We start from the raw sequence: 16,297 nt of genomic DNA, 5'->3' as shown, positions 1-16,297 counted from the left end.
CCTCTTCATCGGTTCTTCGGCTGGAGGATATGCCGCGTGATGATGTCTTTGAGCTGCTGCACATCCCGTGCTTCGAGCGCTTTGATCATTTCATGATGCTCTCGACTTGATTGCTCAACGCGTGCCCGCGTGCTCCATTGCCCAGCCAAGGCCGAGGACGTCCGGCTGCGGAGGTCAGTTACGAGACTGAATAGCTCGGGGTTGGAGCACAGGCTGAGCAAGTCGCGATGAAAAGCAAGATTTGCTTCATATTGATCCAGGATTGTTCCGTTCAGGATCATTTCGTCGAATCTCCACGCCTGCGCATCGATCCGCATGATGGCATCAGGGGTCGCGTTGGCCACGATACTGTCGACAGCGGCCGTTTCAAGAATTATGCGGAGCTCGAGAATATGGGCGGTCTGGTCGCTGTCCGGTAGAACAACATGGTACCCGCGATTGGGGACGTGCTGCACCAATCGCTTCTGAGCAAGATAATCGAGAGCACGCCGAATATCGGATCGCCCGCATCTGTAACGGTGTTCCAGATCGATCTGCTTCAGCCACGACCCGGGGGCGAAGGTGCCAGCTCGGACATCGCGCGCGATCAGGTCGGCCACGCTCATCCATTCCGTCTTCAAAGGTGCATCCGTTCAGGTTGTTGCAAGTCAGTTACATATTTTTGAGAGGCGCTGCTTCTTCTTTAGGCAGAAAGTCCAGCTACTGCAAAATTGTTCGCTTGACCTTCCTTGCGCAGAGACAAAAGCCATGCATGATATTGGTACCAATTTTGGCGAATATCTGTCTGACAGAGCTGATATGTCAGCTACTGCTTCAGGCGGAGTGCTCAGAGAAGAGGTCCGCCCGTGCCTAGCAAGAACGTCTCCGAGGTTTGGGACCTCATCGAAGCTAAACGAGATACCTTTTTCGAACTTAGCGATCGCATATGGGACATGCCCGAACTCAACTTTGAAGAGCGTCGTTCCTGTGCCGAGCACATCGCCGTTCTTGAACAGCAGGGATTTCGGACCACCCGGAACATCGCCGGTATCCCGACGGCCGTCATGGGCGAGGCGGGCGAAGGTGGGCCCGTCATCGCTATTCTGGGCGAGTATGATGCTCTGCCGGGCCTCAGCCAAGTCGCAGGCTTAGCGGAGCAGAAGCCCGTTAGTGAGGGCGGCAACGGACATGGGTGCGGGCACAACCTGCTCGGAAGTGGTTCGTTGATGGCTGCTACGGCTGTGAAGGATTATCTGGAGGCGAACGGCCTGAAGGGGCGCATTCGCTATTACGGCTGCCCGGCCGAGGAAGGTGGGTCCGCTAAGGGCTTCATGGTGCGGGCAGGAGTATTTGACGACGTTGACATCGCCATCTCCTGGCACCCGGCACCCTTTGCAGGTGTGAACAACCCGATTTCGCTGGCCTGCAACGAGATCAATTTTCACTTCAGCGGACGAGCCTCCCATGCGGCAGCGTCGCCACATCTCGGGCGAAGCGCACTTGATGCCGTGGAACTTATGAACGTTGGCGTGAACTACATGCGCGAGCATATGCCGAGCACGGCGCGCATCCATTATGCCATCACAGACACCGGAGGTTCGGCGCCGAACGTCGTGCAGGCCAACGCGACGGTGCGTTATCTGATTCGTGCCCGTGAACTGCCGGAGATGCAGGGATTGCTTCGCCGGGTGAAGAAGATTGCCGAAGGCGCGGCACTCATGACTGAGACGACGGTCTGCAGCGAGATCGTCAGCGGCGATGCTAATCTCGTCGGTAATACGCCGCTCGAGCAGCTGATGCACCAGAATCTGGAGCGTCTCGGGCCGCCCGTCTTCGACGAGCAGGACAATGCCTTCGCGGCCGAGATTCAAAAAACGCTGACCGATGAAGACATCAAATCCTCCTTTGCGCGCTTTGGACTAAAGCCCCGCATGGGAGCTCCTCTCTGCGACACGATCTTCCCACCCGGCAGCGGTGATGGAACGTTGGTAGGATCAACTGATGTTGGAACTGTCAGCTGGGTGGTTCCGACTGTTCAAATGCGCGGCGCCACTTACGCCATAGGGACGCCTGGCCACTCCTGGCAGCTCGTGGCGCAAGGAAAAGCGCCTGCGGCCCATAAGGGAATGGAACATGCGGCCAAGGTCATGGCCGGAACGGCGGTCGATCTCTTCCTCACCCCATCGCTGATCGCCGCGGCAAAGGCTGACCTGCGTGAGCGACTGGCTGGTACGCCCTTCGTGAACCCGATTCCGGATGACGTGAATCCGCCTGTCGGCGCAATGGAGGCTGAAACCTCGGCATGATTGATCGTGGCTGCTCCCAGCCCCAGTCCGTTCGTTCCAGCACAGTCCGCATCCCTACTGTTAACAAAGGAAAGACCATGAAGATCATCGGCAAGATTTTGGCGTTCGCGCTCACCGGCGCGACGATTGTCCTCGGGACAGATGCGATGGCGCAGGACAAGACCTGGGCGAAGGTTCGGATCGCTACGGAGGGGGCCTTCGCGCCTTGGAATTTCACGAAGCCCGATGGATCGCTCGATGGGTTTGAGATCGAGCTTTACCAGGATCTGTGCAGGCGTATGAAAGTCGAATGCACGATCGAGGCCCAGTCCTTCGATGGCATCATTCCGGCGCTGAACGCCGGAAAGTTCGATGCTATCATGGCCGGCATGTCGGCGACCGCCAAACGCGAAGAGGTCATGGCCTTCACTCAGCCCTATGGCACCACCGGTCAGACCTTTGCCGTTCTCAAGTCGAGTCCACTTGCAACCATGCCCTTGAACGGCAAGATCTTTTCATTGGCAACCAATGAGGCCGGTGCTGCCGCCGCGGTCGAAGAACTCAAGCCGATCCTGAAAGGCAAGACAATCGGCGTTCAGGGATCCTCGATTGCGGCGAATTTCCTCGACAAATACTTGAAGGGGACTGCCGAGATCCGGGAATACAAGACCACTGAGCAGCATGACCTCGACCTCACGGCCGGGCGCATCGATGCGATCATGGCGTCGACTGCGTACCTGTCCGGTTCTGCCGCCAAGGTCGGCAATGAGGAGATGACGCTTGTGGGGCCGCGGTTCCAGGGAGGCATGCTCGGTCGCGGCAGCTCGGTCGGCCTCCGCAAGAGTGATCCGGAGCTGAAGTCCATGTTTGACAAGGCCATTACGGAAGCGAAGGCGGATGGAACGATCGAAAAGCTTTCAATGAAGTATTTCGGCTTCGACGTCACGCCTCGTTGAAAGCGTCAGGGGCGGCGTGGTCTCAAAGGCCAATGCGTTCCCGACGATGTGCCGCTTTAAACCCAGATCAACGCACCCGGAAAATTTGCTCGAGCCGCTCCAACACGGTCAGGAGCGGCTCGGCTTCCGTTCCGAGATCGTCCAGAACGCGGCGTTCGAACGCCACCGCCTTTGGGACGATGTCGCGATAAGCCCTCTGGCCATCCACCGTGAGAGTCAGGATTTCCTCCCGTCTGTCCTCCTCACTGCCGCGGCGCTTGAGCCACCGTCTCTCCTCCAGAGTCCGGACAGCCCGGCTCACTTTCGTCTTGTGCATGGACGAGTGTCGACCGATCTCCTTGGCGCTGAGCTCCTCGAACTGCCCAAGCGTGGCCAGCACCCGCCATTCCGGGATCGTTAGGTCGTAGTGCGGGCCATAGATGGAGCGGAAATCCTGCGAAACCGCAGAAGCGAGGCGGTTGAGGCGATAAGGCAGAAACTGCTCGAGCTGAAGTTTGGCCATGGCGTTGTTGGTTACAAAATTGACAGTTACAATCGTGACCAATTGTGGAGGTCACGTTCATGAATGTCCAGAACCCGCCTTTGCGGAACGAGATGGCCGATCGGCTGGAGAGCGCCATTCAGCCGGGCTACATGTCAGGCTTCGGCAACGGCTTTGAGACAGAGGCGCTGCCCGGGGCTCTTCCCATCGGCCGGAACTCCCCTCAGAAATGCTCCTACGGCCTCTATGCCGAGCAGCTGTCCGGGTCGCCCTTTACAGCGCCTCGCACTACAAACGAGCGCTCTTGGCTGTACCGGATCCGACCAACTGTGACCCACTGGGGAGAGTTCCGGAAGGCGGAGATCGGTCTGTGGCGCACGGCGCCTGCCGTCGAGGTTGAGGTGCCGATCGCGCCTATGCGCTGGAGTCCGATCCCGTTGCCGGCTGAGAGCGTATCCTTTCTGGAGGGCGTCCACACCATCACCACGGCGGGTGATGCCGGTTCTCAGGCGGGGATGGGTGCGCATGTCTACCTGATCACCCGGTCCATGGTGGACGAATATTTCTATAATGCCGATGGCGAGATGCTGTTCGTGCCGCAGCAGGGCGGCATCCGCCTGTGGACCGAGTTCGGCATTATCGACATTGAACCGGGCGAGATTGCAGTGATCCCTCGAGGCGTGAAGATCCGGGTCGAGCTCACGACCGGACCGGCTCGGGGATATTTCTGTGAGAATTACGGTGGCGCATTCACCTTGCCGGAGCGCGGGCCGATCGGCGCCAACTGCTTGGCCAACCCTCGCGACTTCCTCACGCCCGTGGCGGCCTATGAGGATAAGGACGCACCATCCAAGATGTACGTGAAGTGGGGAGGGGCACTCTGGGCTGCAGACATGGACCACTCGCCGCTCGACGTGGTGGCTTGGCACGGCAACTACGCCCCTTACAAGTATAATCTCCGGCGCTACTCGCCCGTAGGGCCCGTGCTGTACGACCATGCTGATCCGTCGATTTTCACGGTCTTGACTTCACCGTCCGAGACGCCGGGTACGGCCAACATCGACTTTGTGATTTTCCCGGATCGCTGGCTGGTGGCGGAAAACACTTTCCGCCCGCCATGGTACCACATGAACGTGATGAGCGAGTTCATGGGCCTGATCTACGGCGTTTATGATGCGAAAACTGGAGGAGGCTTCATGCCGGGCGGAATCTCACTCCACAATATGATGCTGCCGCATGGGCCGGACGTCGACGCGTTCGAGAAGGCGAGCAACGTAGAACTCAAACCGCATCGGCTGGAAGGCACGATGGCGTTCATGTTCGAGACACGCTTCCCACAGAAGGTGACTGCCTTTGCCGCCGGTAGTGAGGCTCTGCAGAAGGACTATGCCGCTTACGGGCATAAGCTGCAGAAGCACTTCAACCCGAACCAGCGGTAAGGTATCGTGCCTCACTGGCTTCGGGCTCGTGACGGAGTTGGACGGTCTCGTGCATTCTCCTGTCTAACGGGCACACGCCCGTCTTGAGGACATCTGCTCCGGGGCGAGGAGACGATCGCCGACAGTCTCGTTGCTCCGACCGTGGGCGGGAATGTCCCCACGGTCGGCTCCAACATCACAATCTCATCGGCCATTGACCCTGCGATCATCGCCAGGCTCAAAGCGTCTGTCACGGCTGAGGCGGCCTCCCTTGTCATCCAGCGTGCCTGCATCATCGGCGCCACGCCCGCGAACCTGCATCACCTCCATGCGATCATCTGCCCCGCGGGTGCGTGTACGTGTTTGATGCTGCTCCCTTGTTCGGTCTATCGACGACATTGCGGCTCTCGCGCCATCATCCGCCCCATGGCCGCGTCGCTCGCCGCCCTGTGCGCGAGGACCCCCTTGATCGCCTCTGTCACGTTCCGCGCCTCTTCCACCATTGTCTCCGCCGCGGCCCCCGCGTCCGCCATCGCCATCGGAACGTCCGCCTCGGTCATCGCCGCCCTGACCTCCACGACCATCGTGGTCGCTGCCTCCGCGATTGCCTCCATGATCATCACCTCCGCGGCTTCCGCCGTGATCATCACCGCCACGGGCGAGCGCTGGTGATAACGTTGCGTGCATGACCACGGCCGGTATGGCAGCGGTCAACGACGCCAGAACTGTCCCAAGAGCCAGAATGCTCGTCTTTGTCGCAACTCGCTTCAACATCGTCTCTCTCCCTTCATCCGAAGCGCAACAAGCGCCGGTAAGAGACAGCATGGGTGAAGCTAGACATACAAACCTGACAGGGCATGTCAGCGAAATATCAGGTTGGATATGCTAAGCTGAGGAACTTTGGATGTTCCTATGATCCGGCGCCACTTCCTCGTCTTCATTGTTGCGGCCTTGACTGCTGCCGCTGTGCAGACCAGTCACCCAACGATCACGTTCGCAAAAGATGGCGGTGGGGGCGGAGGCGGTGATGGAGGAGGACACGGCGGTGGAGATAACAGCGGCCGGGGCAGCGACAACAGTGGCTCTGGCAATAGGTCAAGCGGAGAAGGTCAAGGTCGTGGTGGAGATGACAGTTCTGGTCGTGGGCGCGGTCGTGGGAGTGACGACGACGAAATCTCTACGTCACGCGGCTGGGGCAGCACCTCCCCCGAGAGTGCCAGGGAGGCGGTCTCGCAGGGGTGGGCCCTTGCTTTGAGTACTGTGCTTCCCATGGTCTCGCGAGCTGTTCCGGGTCAGGTTTTGGAGGTTGATCTGCGCCAATCCTGGACTGGTGAATGGCGTTATGAATTCCTCATTCTCACGCGCGACCGTCGGTATCAGGAGGTCGTCGTCGATGCACGGAACAGCCGGATCCTGCAAATCAGGAGACGCTGATGAGAATACTTCTCGTCGAAGATGAGGCGGCTATCGCCCGGGACATCCATCATGCTTTGGCTGAAACTGGATATGTAGTCGACATCGCCCGGGATGGCGAGGAAGCATGGTTCCGGGCATCGACCGAGGAATACGATGCGCTCATCCTCGATCTCGGACTGCCGAAGCTCGACGGCCTATCTGTGGTACGGCGATTGCGAGAGGAGGCCAGCACAGTTCCAATCCTGGTTTTGACGGCCCGAGGATCATGGCTTCAACGAGTTGAGGGCATCGACGCTGGAGCCGATGATTATCTGACGAAACCCTTCGAGATGGAGGAGCTCCTGGCCCGATTGGCTGCGCTGCTGCGGCGGGTGGGGCGCCACGTTACACCTCTTATTGAAATTGGCGCTCTGCATATCGACACGCGGCGTTTGAGAGTCCTGCTCAACGGCAGGGCGATCGAGCTATCACCGCTTGAGTTCCGCTTGCTCAGATACTTGGCCCATAACCGAGATCGCGTCGTCACTCAGGGTGAGCTCGTCGAGCATGTATATGGCTCGGACGAGCCGGAGAGTAATGCCGTTGAGGCCCTCGTGGCTCGCCTGCGCCGCAAAATTGGAGCGAAAGCGATCGGAACCCGGCGCGGTCACGGATACATCATGGAGACGCCCGCGTTATGACACGAAATTCGATAAGGCTCCGGCTCCTGTTCGTCGCCGTCATGTCGATCGTCGCAACGATTGCGGTCGCAGGAGCATCCCTCGTCTTCTTCTTCGAGCGACAGATTCTCCGGTATGTCGAGCAGGACCTTAACATTCACTGGACGGAACTGGCAACGGCTTTCGGTGCAGGAGGCGAGGACCAGATCAGAGAGAAGCTGACGGACCCGCGCTATCACCAACCCTATGGCGGAGCTTATTGGCAGGTCTCCGAGGGTGGACGAGCGATCGTGCGGTCGCGTTCGCTATGGGATAAGGAGCTTCCAACGAATGGACATCGAGAGCGCGGTGAACACGACCGCGCATTCGAGGTTGAGGGGCCCGACGGCTCTGAACTCTACATCATTGAACGAGAGGTCGCGACCGATGGCCCGCAGGGCCCACGTCGTGTGAGTCTCGCCGTCGCCCTCGATCACGATCAGATCGTAGAGCTGCGTCAGGCTTTTGGATGGGATGTGACGCGGGTCCTCATCCCGATTGCCGCTGTGCTTGTGCTGTTCGCCTGGCTTCAGCTCTGGCTGGGGTTGCGTCCGCTAAGGTCCGTTGGACAGGAGCTGAATGCAGTTCGGACCGGCCAGATCCGGCGTATGACGCGACCCTTTCCCGACGAACTGTCCCCGCTCGTCGATAGCATCAACAATCTCCTTGACCGTCAGGAAGATCTCGTCCGCAAGGCGCGCGACCGCGCCGGCGCGCTGGCTCACGGCTTGAAAACGCCTTTGACAATATTGGGCGGTGAGGTGCGGCGCCTCGAGCAGGCGGGGCTTCAAGAGGCCGCCGAATGCATGCAGGACCAGCTTCGATTGATCTACACGCATGTGGAGCGCGAACTCGCACGGGTTCGCACGAGCGGCGCGCCGGCCGCCTGTGGGGCGTATACGCAGGTCGAGCCGACCGTTGCTCGTCTTCTGCGATTGATGCAGCACATGCCGAGAGGTGAGCGGCTGATGTGGCAAACCGATATCCCAGGCGATGTGGCCATCGATATGGATCCCCACGATTTCGGTGAGGTCATGGGTAATCTGCTCGACAACGCGCGCAAATGGGCAAATGCATGTGTCACCATCCAGGTAGAAAGATTAGACGATAGGGCAAGGATCAGCGTCACGGATGATGGCCCTGGCTTCTCCGGCAAAGGACAGGGGCAAAGACCTGAGCGGGGCGTTCCAGGGCGGTTGGAGCCAGGTTCAAGCGGAATTGGCCTCGGCATCGTGGAGGATATCCTGAATGAGTACGGAATCGATGCGGAGATTGAAAGCAACGGACACTGCCGCGTCGTCTTCGACGTTCCGTTGTGCCGCCCAGGGCAAGTTGAAAATGCACCAAGGAGTGTAATGCCTACGAATTCCTGAAGCGCTGCCGGGAGGGGCGGCATCCGATGTAGCGATGCTCTGAGTGCGTGGACGACTTTCTTCCAGAAGGACACCATGACGCGTCGCCATGAAGCAATGCACCGAACCGGTTCACGGGCAGCATCCGTTGTTCTTTCCCTCGGAGCGGCCTTCTTGTCACGCCAGTTATAAGCGCGGGCGAAAGCGGAAATTCCGGAGGAAGTAGCGCCGTAGGAGACGGTAGTAACATCCAACAGGGTGAGCGCAGCGGGTCCGGCTCGATCAACATGGCAAGGTTTCCGAGGGGACAAGTCTGAAGGGCCTTGAAGGGACGGCGCCCTCTACCGGCGAGATTGCTGCACTATGACGGCGAGACGATTTTCTCAGGGCGTCCAGCGCCGTACGCGCGCCGCTCCACGAATGGGAACGATTCGAGAGGCGGAATAGACATGGACGAATATGGGCCGCTTAGAAGAGCCTCGTCAGCCGCGGGGATCAGCAGCCAAGATACCTAATCGTAAGATTTCGTTCCGGTAGGAATGAACGGTCGAAAGAGCTATCATTCCTTGGAACACAAAGGTTCGGCTGTGTACCAGTCTCGGGACGGCGCCAGTGTTTTCGACATCTGGGTCGACGCCGCCGAGGCGTCGGAGAGCCGCGCTGACCCTGAAGCAGCCGTTGTCTTTCCAGACAAAGACCTCCTTTTTAATGCGGAATTCAGGCGATCTGGAACCGATCTTCTGCTGGCGAGGCATGACGCTAAAGCAGTCATTCTCGATTATTTCAGCGGGGACAGACGCCTGAACATCACGACCCCCGAAGGAGCGAGCCTGACGGCACAGACGATCGAGTTGCTGGCAGGGGCCGATCTGTCAGGACAATATGCCCAGCTCTCGGGTGCTCCTGCTGGTCGCACGCCGATCGGGCGGGTCGAGAAGGTGTCGGGAACGGCGACGGTTCTGCGAAATGGTGTGTCGGTCGACCTGCAGGTCGGCGACACAGTCGCAAAAGGTGACGTCGTTCAAACGGGAACGGCGTCCTCATTGACGATCAAATTCAACGACGGGGCGGTTTTCAATCTGTCTGCCAGCGCCCGGATGGTGCTGAACGACATGATCTACGCTGCGGATTCGAGTTCGAATTCGGCGCTGTTCACCCTCGTGCAAGGTCTGATCGGGTTTGTTGCGGGTCGGATCGCCAAGACAGGTGATCTCAAGGTCGACACGCCCGTTGCCACCATGGCCATCAGGGGAACCGCTGTACAAGCAGAGGTCGCTGCTGTCAGCGGCGCTACGCGGTTCTCGCTGCTCACTGAGCCGGACGGAACGGTCGGCTCCTTCCTCCTGCTCGACAAAGTTAACCCATCGCAGGTGATCACCGCGATGTCGGACGCCCGCACGTCGACGCTTCTGACCCCTGTTTCCGGCTCTGAACCGCGAATGACGCAGATCACGAAAACAGGCGACGACATCCGTGGCGAAAGCGACTTTGTCCGGGATCTCTTTCAGGTGTTCTCCCAGGAGCCGCGACAGAGGAGGGGCAGCAGCGATTTCGAGGACGCGCCGATCGTTCCGGTGAACCTGCCCCAGCCGGTCGAAACACCCGACCCATCGCAGTTCAGCGTCATTACCCCTTCCGGCACGGGGCGCGCAACGCCCTCCAACCTGATCATTCCGGCGATCATAACGGCTCCTGCCGAAGTTCTCGGCGAGGCAATCGAGGATGGGCCGCTTGCCCGGCTCGGCGCATTGCCCGACACTCTGATCCGGGAAGCGGCGGGGCTGCCCGTCTTGATCGTACCAACCGGGCTGCCTGCGGGCGTACGATATCTCGCCGGTTCGCGGAGTTTTTCCCTCAATCCGTCGCACCCAGCCTACCAGCACCTGGGAGAACGCGAATTCCAAGTCGTCACCGTCGACTACGTCCTGCAGATCGACGAAAACGTCCGCGTTCCCGCTTCGGTATCTTGGACCGTCATTGGTCGCAACGACGCTCCGAATGCTGTGAGCGACCGCATTCTCGATGTTGCGGAGCTCGGGCGACGGGTCTTGGCTGTGCGCGAGAACGACCGTGATGTGGATGGCAATAAGATCCATATCACGAGCTGGACTGCTCCGCTCGAGGGCTCGGTCTTCCGGAACCCGTCCGGAGATCTCGTTTTCGATCCGGGAACGGAATTCCAGGCGCTCAGCGCAGGTGAGACCGCGACGGTGACATTCACCTACACGATCTCCGACGCGAAGGGAGGGAGCGATACGGCGGACGTCACCGTGCAGGTCCACGGCACGGGAACGTTTTCGTCGCCCCATGTGTCGGCTTCGAGCGGTGGCTCCCTCGGGTTCAACAACCAGCCGGTCTCTCTCACCATCGATGCGCCGTCGGCAACGACGACAGCAACAGCGGACCTCGATCTCGTCGTCAGTCTGGGACCGGTTCTGAAGCCACAAATGAATGTCCTTTACCTCGTCGATATCTCGGGCAGTACGTCGGGTCTGTTTGAGGGAGCGCCGGTCGGCGATCTGAATGGCGACGGGCGCGCCGATACGGTTCTGGATGCTGAAATCGCCAGTTTGATCGCGCTGACCGAGCGGATCAGAGGATTGGGGTTTTCCCCAGCTGACGTCACGGTGACAGTGATCCCGTTCAATGGCAGCGCCGACCCGGCCGAAGCCTCGGCTGGAGGAACCGTGAACGCCATGACGTTCAGCCTCGGGAGCATAGGCGAAGGCGCGATTGCGAGCCATCTGAGAGGGTTGAACGCAGGAGGCGGCACGAATTTCGCAGACGCGCTGCGGGCAGCCAACGAACGGCTGCAGGATTTGGACCAGGGAGGAGAGAAAAACTTTCTGTACTTCCTCTCCGACGGCAACGGGCAAGGCGCGTTCAATGCGGAACTCGCCACTCTGAACGACGTCCATGAGGCTAGGATCACAGCCCTTGGCGTTGGCGCCAGTGCAAACCTTTCCCAGCTGAACGTGATCGACAATACGGGCGGGGCCTCGCGCCTGACGGCGCCAGATCAGATCGATGTCTCCGCCCTCGGAGCACCGCTCCCGAGCGGGGTCGTCAGCGATCTCGACGTCTTCGTGAACGGAATCGAAGTTCCGGAGTTTGGTCCCGAAGACCTCGTCGCGACATCGAGCGGGTTTGTCCTCGACGCCTCGGTCGGAGGCCTGAGACGGTTGGCAGGCGATGGGAACACGGTGTCTGCCATTGTCACTTTCGCCAGCGGCGAGGTCCTGACGACGGAGTTGACGATCGCGGGTGCTCTCCCTCGTTCGACGGACCTCATCCTGTGAGGGACTCATGACCCGACCGACATGTCTCTTCATTCCCTTCTGCAAGCTGTCTGGCACAAGCATCCAAGGAAGCGGGACCGTCCGTTGGATCCGTAGCTCCACGGATCCAGCCCAGTGACCGTGATCCTCAAAAAGCTGCGGCGCCTCGGGATCGGGCGGATCGTCAGCCTGCTGCTTCTCGTCAGCCTTCTGGCCTTGCGGGTCTGGGATCCCGGCCCGGTGGAGGCGCTGCGCCAGAAATCCTTCGATATCTATCAGCTCATGCATCCTCGCACCGAACGCAAGGATCTCGTCAGCATCATCGATATCGACGAGCAGAGTCTGAGGATTCTGGGACAATGGCCCTGGCCTCGCACGGTCATGGCCGAGATGATCTCGAAGATCGTGGCACTCGGCGGAGAGGTCATCGGATTCGACGTGCTTTTTCCCGAAGAGGATCGCAGCTCTCCGGGCGTTGCGGCGAAAACTTTTCAGGGACTGGACGATGCCACGATGGAGAGGCTTCGGCGTCTCCCCGGCAACGATGCGATCTTTGCCGAGGCGATACGCAACGCGAAGGTCGTTCTCGGACAGTCGGGCTATCGCGTATCGGGAGCGGCGCTGAGCGCCCGGCCAGCCAGCCAGGCGCCGATCGCCACGCTGGGCCCGGATCCACGCGCATTCCTGGTGGATTTCCCGCAGCTTCTGCGCAACCTGCCCATCCTGGACGATGCAGCGCAGGGGCATGGCCTTTTCTCGATCAGCCCGGAAGGGGATGGAACAGTCCGCCGCGTTCCGGTCGTCGCCGTGGCGAACCAAACCGTGGTTCCGTCGCTGTCTCTCGAAATGCTGCGGGTTGCCACGGGAGCCGGAGGCATCCTCGTCAAGACGGATCTGAGCGGCGTGCGAAGCGTCAGCGTGCAGGATTTCGAGATCCCGACCGATGGCAAGGGACGGATCTGGATTCATTTCTCGGCTCCCGATCTGAGCAAGTACATCTCCGCCATCGACCTGCTGGAAGGCCGTGTTCCGGCCGACCGGATCGCTGGAAAGATGGTGCTGATCGGGACCTCGGCGGCCGGGCTGCTCGATCTCAAGGTGACGCCGGTCCATCCGGCGCTTCCCGGAGTCGAACTGCACGCGCAACTGCTCGAGAGCGCTCTGACGCGATCGACCCTGAGCCGCCCCAGCTACACGGCCTTCGCCGAAATCCTGCTGGCAGCCCTGCTCGGTCTGACGGTCATCGGGTTGGCGCCCACGGTGAGCGCCGGGCCGCTCTTCGTGCTCGGCGGCCTGATCGCGGCCCTGATCCTGGGCATGTCGTGGTACTGCTTCTCGTATCTCGATCTTCTGATCGACTACACGTTCCCGCTGACCTCGAGCTTCCTCGTCTATGCCGTCCTGGTATGCACGAACTACATGACCGTGTCGGCCGATCGCCGCTGGATCAGGTCGGCCTTCAGCCAATACATCTCCCCCGATCTCGTCGAGCAGCTGGCGCATTCGCCCGAGCGGCTGAAGCTCGGTGGCGAGCAGCGCGAGCTCACCGTGCTGTTCTCCGACATCCGCGGCTTCACGGCCATCTCGGAGGCGTACAAGGACGATCCGCAGGGATTGACCGCTCTGATCAATCGCCTCTTCACGCCCCTGACCAAGGACATCGTGAAGCATCGGGGAACCATCGACAAATATATGGGCGATGCCATCATGGCGTTCTGGAACGCCCCGCTCGACGACATCTCCCATGAAGCGCATGCCTGCGAGGCCGCTCTCACCATGCAGGAGAGCCTCGAGATTCTGAACGAGGAGCGCCGGCGGGAGGCCGACCCGACGCAGTGGGTCGCGCCGCTCCGGATCGGGATCGGCCTGAACACGGGTGTCTGCGTGGTCGGCAATTTCGGCTCCGACCTGCACTTCAACTATTCCGTCCTGGGCGACACGGTCAATCTGGCATCCCGCCTGGAGGGGCTGACGAAGCAGTACGGCGTCTCGATCATCGTCGGGGAGAAGACCGCCCAGGCGGTGCGCTCGCGGTTTGCCGTTCTCGAACTGGATCATCTGCAGGTCCGCGGAAAGCAGGAGCCCGAGCGCATCTTCGCGCTGCTCGGACGGGCCGACATGGCCTCGGATCCCGACTTCGTCGGCCTGCTGGAGCGGAACGACGCGATGCTCGCGGCCTATCGGGCCAGGGAATGGTCGCAGGCCCTCGAGACGATCCTGCTCGGTCGGGAGACCGGCAAGGTTTTCGGGCTCGACGACTACCACGACTTCTACATAAAGCGAATCCGGCATCAGATCGAGGCTCCCGCATCGTCCAAATGACCTTGAGCATCCGTTCCGATGCTCCTGCCTTTTCCGATGCTCCTGCCTGTTTTGAAGAGCGCGTCGTTCGAGCGGACCCGAAGGGCCGCGTCAGCGAAAACCGGATCCACGTTTCCGCACGATGCGCTAGCCTTGATCAGGTCTTCTGCGGCGTGGCCTCCGGCGCTACCTCGCTGCGGACGAGCTGATCGCGCTGGGCGAGATCCGGAAACCAGAACCGCCAGAGCCCTGCGAGCATGAGGGTCCCGATGCCCCCGATCACGACGGCGGGCGAGGCCCCCACGAGCCAGGCGAGCGTTCCCGACTCGAACTCGCCGAGCTCGTTCGACGCGCCGATGAACACCGTGTTGACGGCGGCCACGCGCCCGCGCAGATCGTCCGGCGTCTCCGCCTGGACGAGGGTCTGGCGCACCACGACGCTGACCATGTCGGCCGCCCCCAGGATGGCGAGCAGCACCAGGGTCAGGCCGAAGCTCGTGGACAGGCCGAACCCCACGGTCGCGAGGCCGAAGACGCCGACCGCCTGCAGCATGCGCAGGCCCGCCCGGCGCGACAGGAGCGACGAATGGGCCAGGACCACCGCCATGATGACGGCCCCGACCGCCGGCATGGATCGCAGGAGGCCGAGCCCCCAGGGGCCCACATGGAACACGTCGCGGGCGAAGATCGGCATCAGGGCCGTGGCCCCGCCGAGGAGGACGGCGAAGAGGTCCAGGGAGATCGCCCCGAGGAGAAGCGGCCGCGTGCGCAGGAAGACGAGGCCCGCCACGAGGCGGGACCAGGTCACCGGCTCCCGCTTGGCGTCGGCCGGGCGCAGGCGCAGGGCCGCCACGAGCAGGGCAGCGAGCCCGAAGCACACGGCCGATCCCATGAACGGCGCCGTCGGATGGACCGCGTACAGGATGCCCCCGACCGCCGGGCCGCTGATGGTGGCCACCTGCTGGACCGAGGAGTTCCAGGCGATCGCGTTGGCGAGGTCGCCGGACGGCACGAGGCCCGGCACGATGGCCTGGGCGGCGGGATTGCCGAAGGCCCGGGCGGCCCCGAAGGCCACCAGGAGACCGTAGATCGGCCAGAGCGCCGGCACGCCCGCCTGCACTTGCGTGAGCAGGCCCAGCGAGGTCAGCATCATGGCCGAGAAGACCAGCATGAGGATCCAGCGCCGGCTGTACCGGTCGGCCACGAGGCCGGTCACGAGCACGAGGGCCATGGTGGGCAGGAACGACGCGAGCCCGACCAGGCCGAGGTTGAGCGCGCTGCCGCTGGCATCGTAGACCAGCCAGGCGACCGCGACCGTCTGGACCTGCACGGCCAGCGCCATGGCGAACCGGGCCGCGCAGAACAGCCGGAAATCCCTGTGGCGGAAGGCCGCCCAGCCTTTGGATGCCATGTCGCTCGTCCCTCGTTCCCCGGCCGATCCCGCGGGCGCTTCTGTAGACCATTTTTGGGCCGAGCGGAGCGTTTCGCCGGCAAAAAATTGCCGCACGGCAGGAGAAGGCACGGCGGGCCGCGTTGCGCCTCCTCCTGCCGGACCGGGAACGACGCCCCGGTCGCCGTCGTGGGCCCCGTGCCGGTGCTTCCGGTCATGCGGGGCGCGGCTGTTCGATCGGGGCCGGCGGGACATGCCCGGCCAGGATGCAGCCTGGTCGGCCCCTCGGCGGGTTCGTCACCGCCGCAGAGCCGCCTTCGCGGCCTCCCGCTGCTTGTGCCAGTACCCCCGATACTGGTCGAGCTCGTAGAGGACCGCATCGGCGAAGAGATGGCGCTGCTGCAGATAGCATGGCGGCCCATACCCGCCCTGGCAGCTTTCGTTCTTCTGACACGTGCGCCTGCGGCAGATGCTGTGCGCCATGAGCAGATCGGACAAGCGGCGCAGGGTGTCGTCGTAGTCGGGCATGTTGAACAGGGGGATGTCGCTGTCCTGGATCATGATGGGTCTCTCGGCAATGATGGTGGTGAGGAATGGATGCAAGGAATGGATGAAGAGGCGTGCGCACAGGCACGGGTCTTCGGCCCGGGGCCGGACAGGCCCCGGGTTTGAAGGCAGTCGAGGGTGGCGCGAGTGGCGGCCCGGCTCGATGCTATGGGTGGGATGGAAGAGCAGGACCGCCC

The 16,297-nt window shown here is 61.6% G+C and carries 12 protein-coding genes; 8 read left to right on the top strand and 4 right to left on the bottom strand.

Going from position 1 to position 16,297, the window contains the following annotated elements; all coding sequences use genetic code 11:
• Positions 1-5 precede the first annotated feature (5 nt).
• The gene (locus KBI52_RS31050) at positions 6-605 is read right to left on the bottom strand and encodes a GntR family transcriptional regulator (RefSeq protein ID WP_210812734.1); all 600 of its coding nucleotides are present in this window, start codon (positions 603-605) and stop codon (positions 6-8) included.
• A gap of 240 nt (positions 606-845) precedes the next feature.
• Between KBI52_RS31050 and KBI52_RS31045 the strand changes: the two genes are divergently transcribed.
• A complete protein-coding gene (locus tag KBI52_RS31045) occupies positions 846-2,285 on the top strand; it encodes a M20 family metallopeptidase (protein WP_210812733.1) in 1,440 nt (479 codons plus the stop codon).
• Positions 2,286-2,362: 77 nt separating this feature from the next.
• Positions 2,363-3,220, top strand: coding sequence for a transporter substrate-binding domain-containing protein (locus KBI52_RS31040; protein ID WP_210812732.1), 858 nt, complete (start codon positions 2,363-2,365; stop codon positions 3,218-3,220).
• A gap of 67 nt (positions 3,221-3,287) precedes the next feature.
• Here KBI52_RS31040 and KBI52_RS31035 read toward each other — a convergent pair whose 3' ends face one another.
• Positions 3,288-3,722, bottom strand: a complete 435-nt coding sequence (locus tag KBI52_RS31035) for a MarR family winged helix-turn-helix transcriptional regulator (protein WP_210812731.1) — start codon at positions 3,720-3,722, stop codon at positions 3,288-3,290.
• A 59-nt stretch (positions 3,723-3,781) separates the two neighbouring features.
• Here KBI52_RS31035 and hmgA point away from each other — a divergent pair, with 59 nt between their 5' ends.
• The 6 genes from hmgA to KBI52_RS31005 all read left to right on the top strand — a co-directional run bounded on the left by hmgA (position 3,782) and on the right by KBI52_RS31005 (position 14,185).
• Positions 3,782-5,140 carry a homogentisate 1,2-dioxygenase gene (hmgA, locus tag KBI52_RS31030; protein WP_371823233.1) on the top strand — a complete coding sequence of 453 codons (1,359 nt, stop codon included), beginning with the start codon at positions 3,782-3,784 and terminating at the stop codon, positions 5,138-5,140.
• A 444-nt stretch (positions 5,141-5,584) separates the two neighbouring features.
• Entirely contained in the window at positions 5,585-5,791 is a 207-nt protein-coding gene (locus KBI52_RS31025) for a hypothetical protein (RefSeq protein WP_173950203.1), read from the top strand.
• Between the two features lie 761 nt (positions 5,792-6,552).
• On the top strand, positions 6,553-7,215 hold the full coding sequence (locus KBI52_RS31020; RefSeq protein WP_210812730.1) for a response regulator transcription factor: 663 nt from the start codon (positions 6,553-6,555) through the stop codon (positions 7,213-7,215).
• On the top strand, positions 7,212-8,606 hold the full coding sequence (locus KBI52_RS31015; protein ID WP_210812729.1) for a HAMP domain-containing sensor histidine kinase: 1,395 nt from the start codon (positions 7,212-7,214) through the stop codon (positions 8,604-8,606). Before KBI52_RS31020 ends, KBI52_RS31015 begins: the two co-directional genes overlap by 4 nt.
• Before the next feature lie 545 nt (positions 8,607-9,151).
• Entirely contained in the window at positions 9,152-11,884 is a 2,733-nt protein-coding gene (locus KBI52_RS31010) for an Ig-like domain-containing protein (RefSeq protein WP_210812728.1), read from the top strand.
• A gap of 114 nt (positions 11,885-11,998) precedes the next feature.
• Positions 11,999-14,185 (top strand): CHASE2 domain-containing protein, encoded by a 2,187-nt coding sequence (locus KBI52_RS31005; RefSeq protein WP_210812727.1) that lies wholly within the window; start codon positions 11,999-12,001, stop codon positions 14,183-14,185.
• Positions 14,186-14,321: 136 nt separating this feature from the next.
• Here KBI52_RS31005 and KBI52_RS31000 read toward each other — a convergent pair whose 3' ends face one another.
• On the bottom strand, positions 14,322-15,575 hold the full coding sequence (locus KBI52_RS31000) for an MFS transporter (RefSeq protein ID WP_210812726.1): 1,254 nt from the start codon (positions 15,573-15,575) through the stop codon (positions 14,322-14,324).
• A gap of 276 nt (positions 15,576-15,851) precedes the next feature.
• On the bottom strand, positions 15,852-16,297 hold a 446-nt coding region (locus KBI52_RS30995; RefSeq protein ID WP_210812725.1), incomplete at its 5' end, for a hypothetical protein.

The sequence above is a fragment of the Microvirga sp. HBU67558 genome (genome assembly GCF_018069605.1).
Taxonomy (GTDB): domain Bacteria; phylum Pseudomonadota; class Alphaproteobacteria; order Rhizobiales; family Beijerinckiaceae; genus Microvirga; species Microvirga terrae.
The sequence above is the reverse complement of the archived record's forward strand: the minus strand, read 5'-3'. Positions and strand labels throughout refer to the sequence as shown.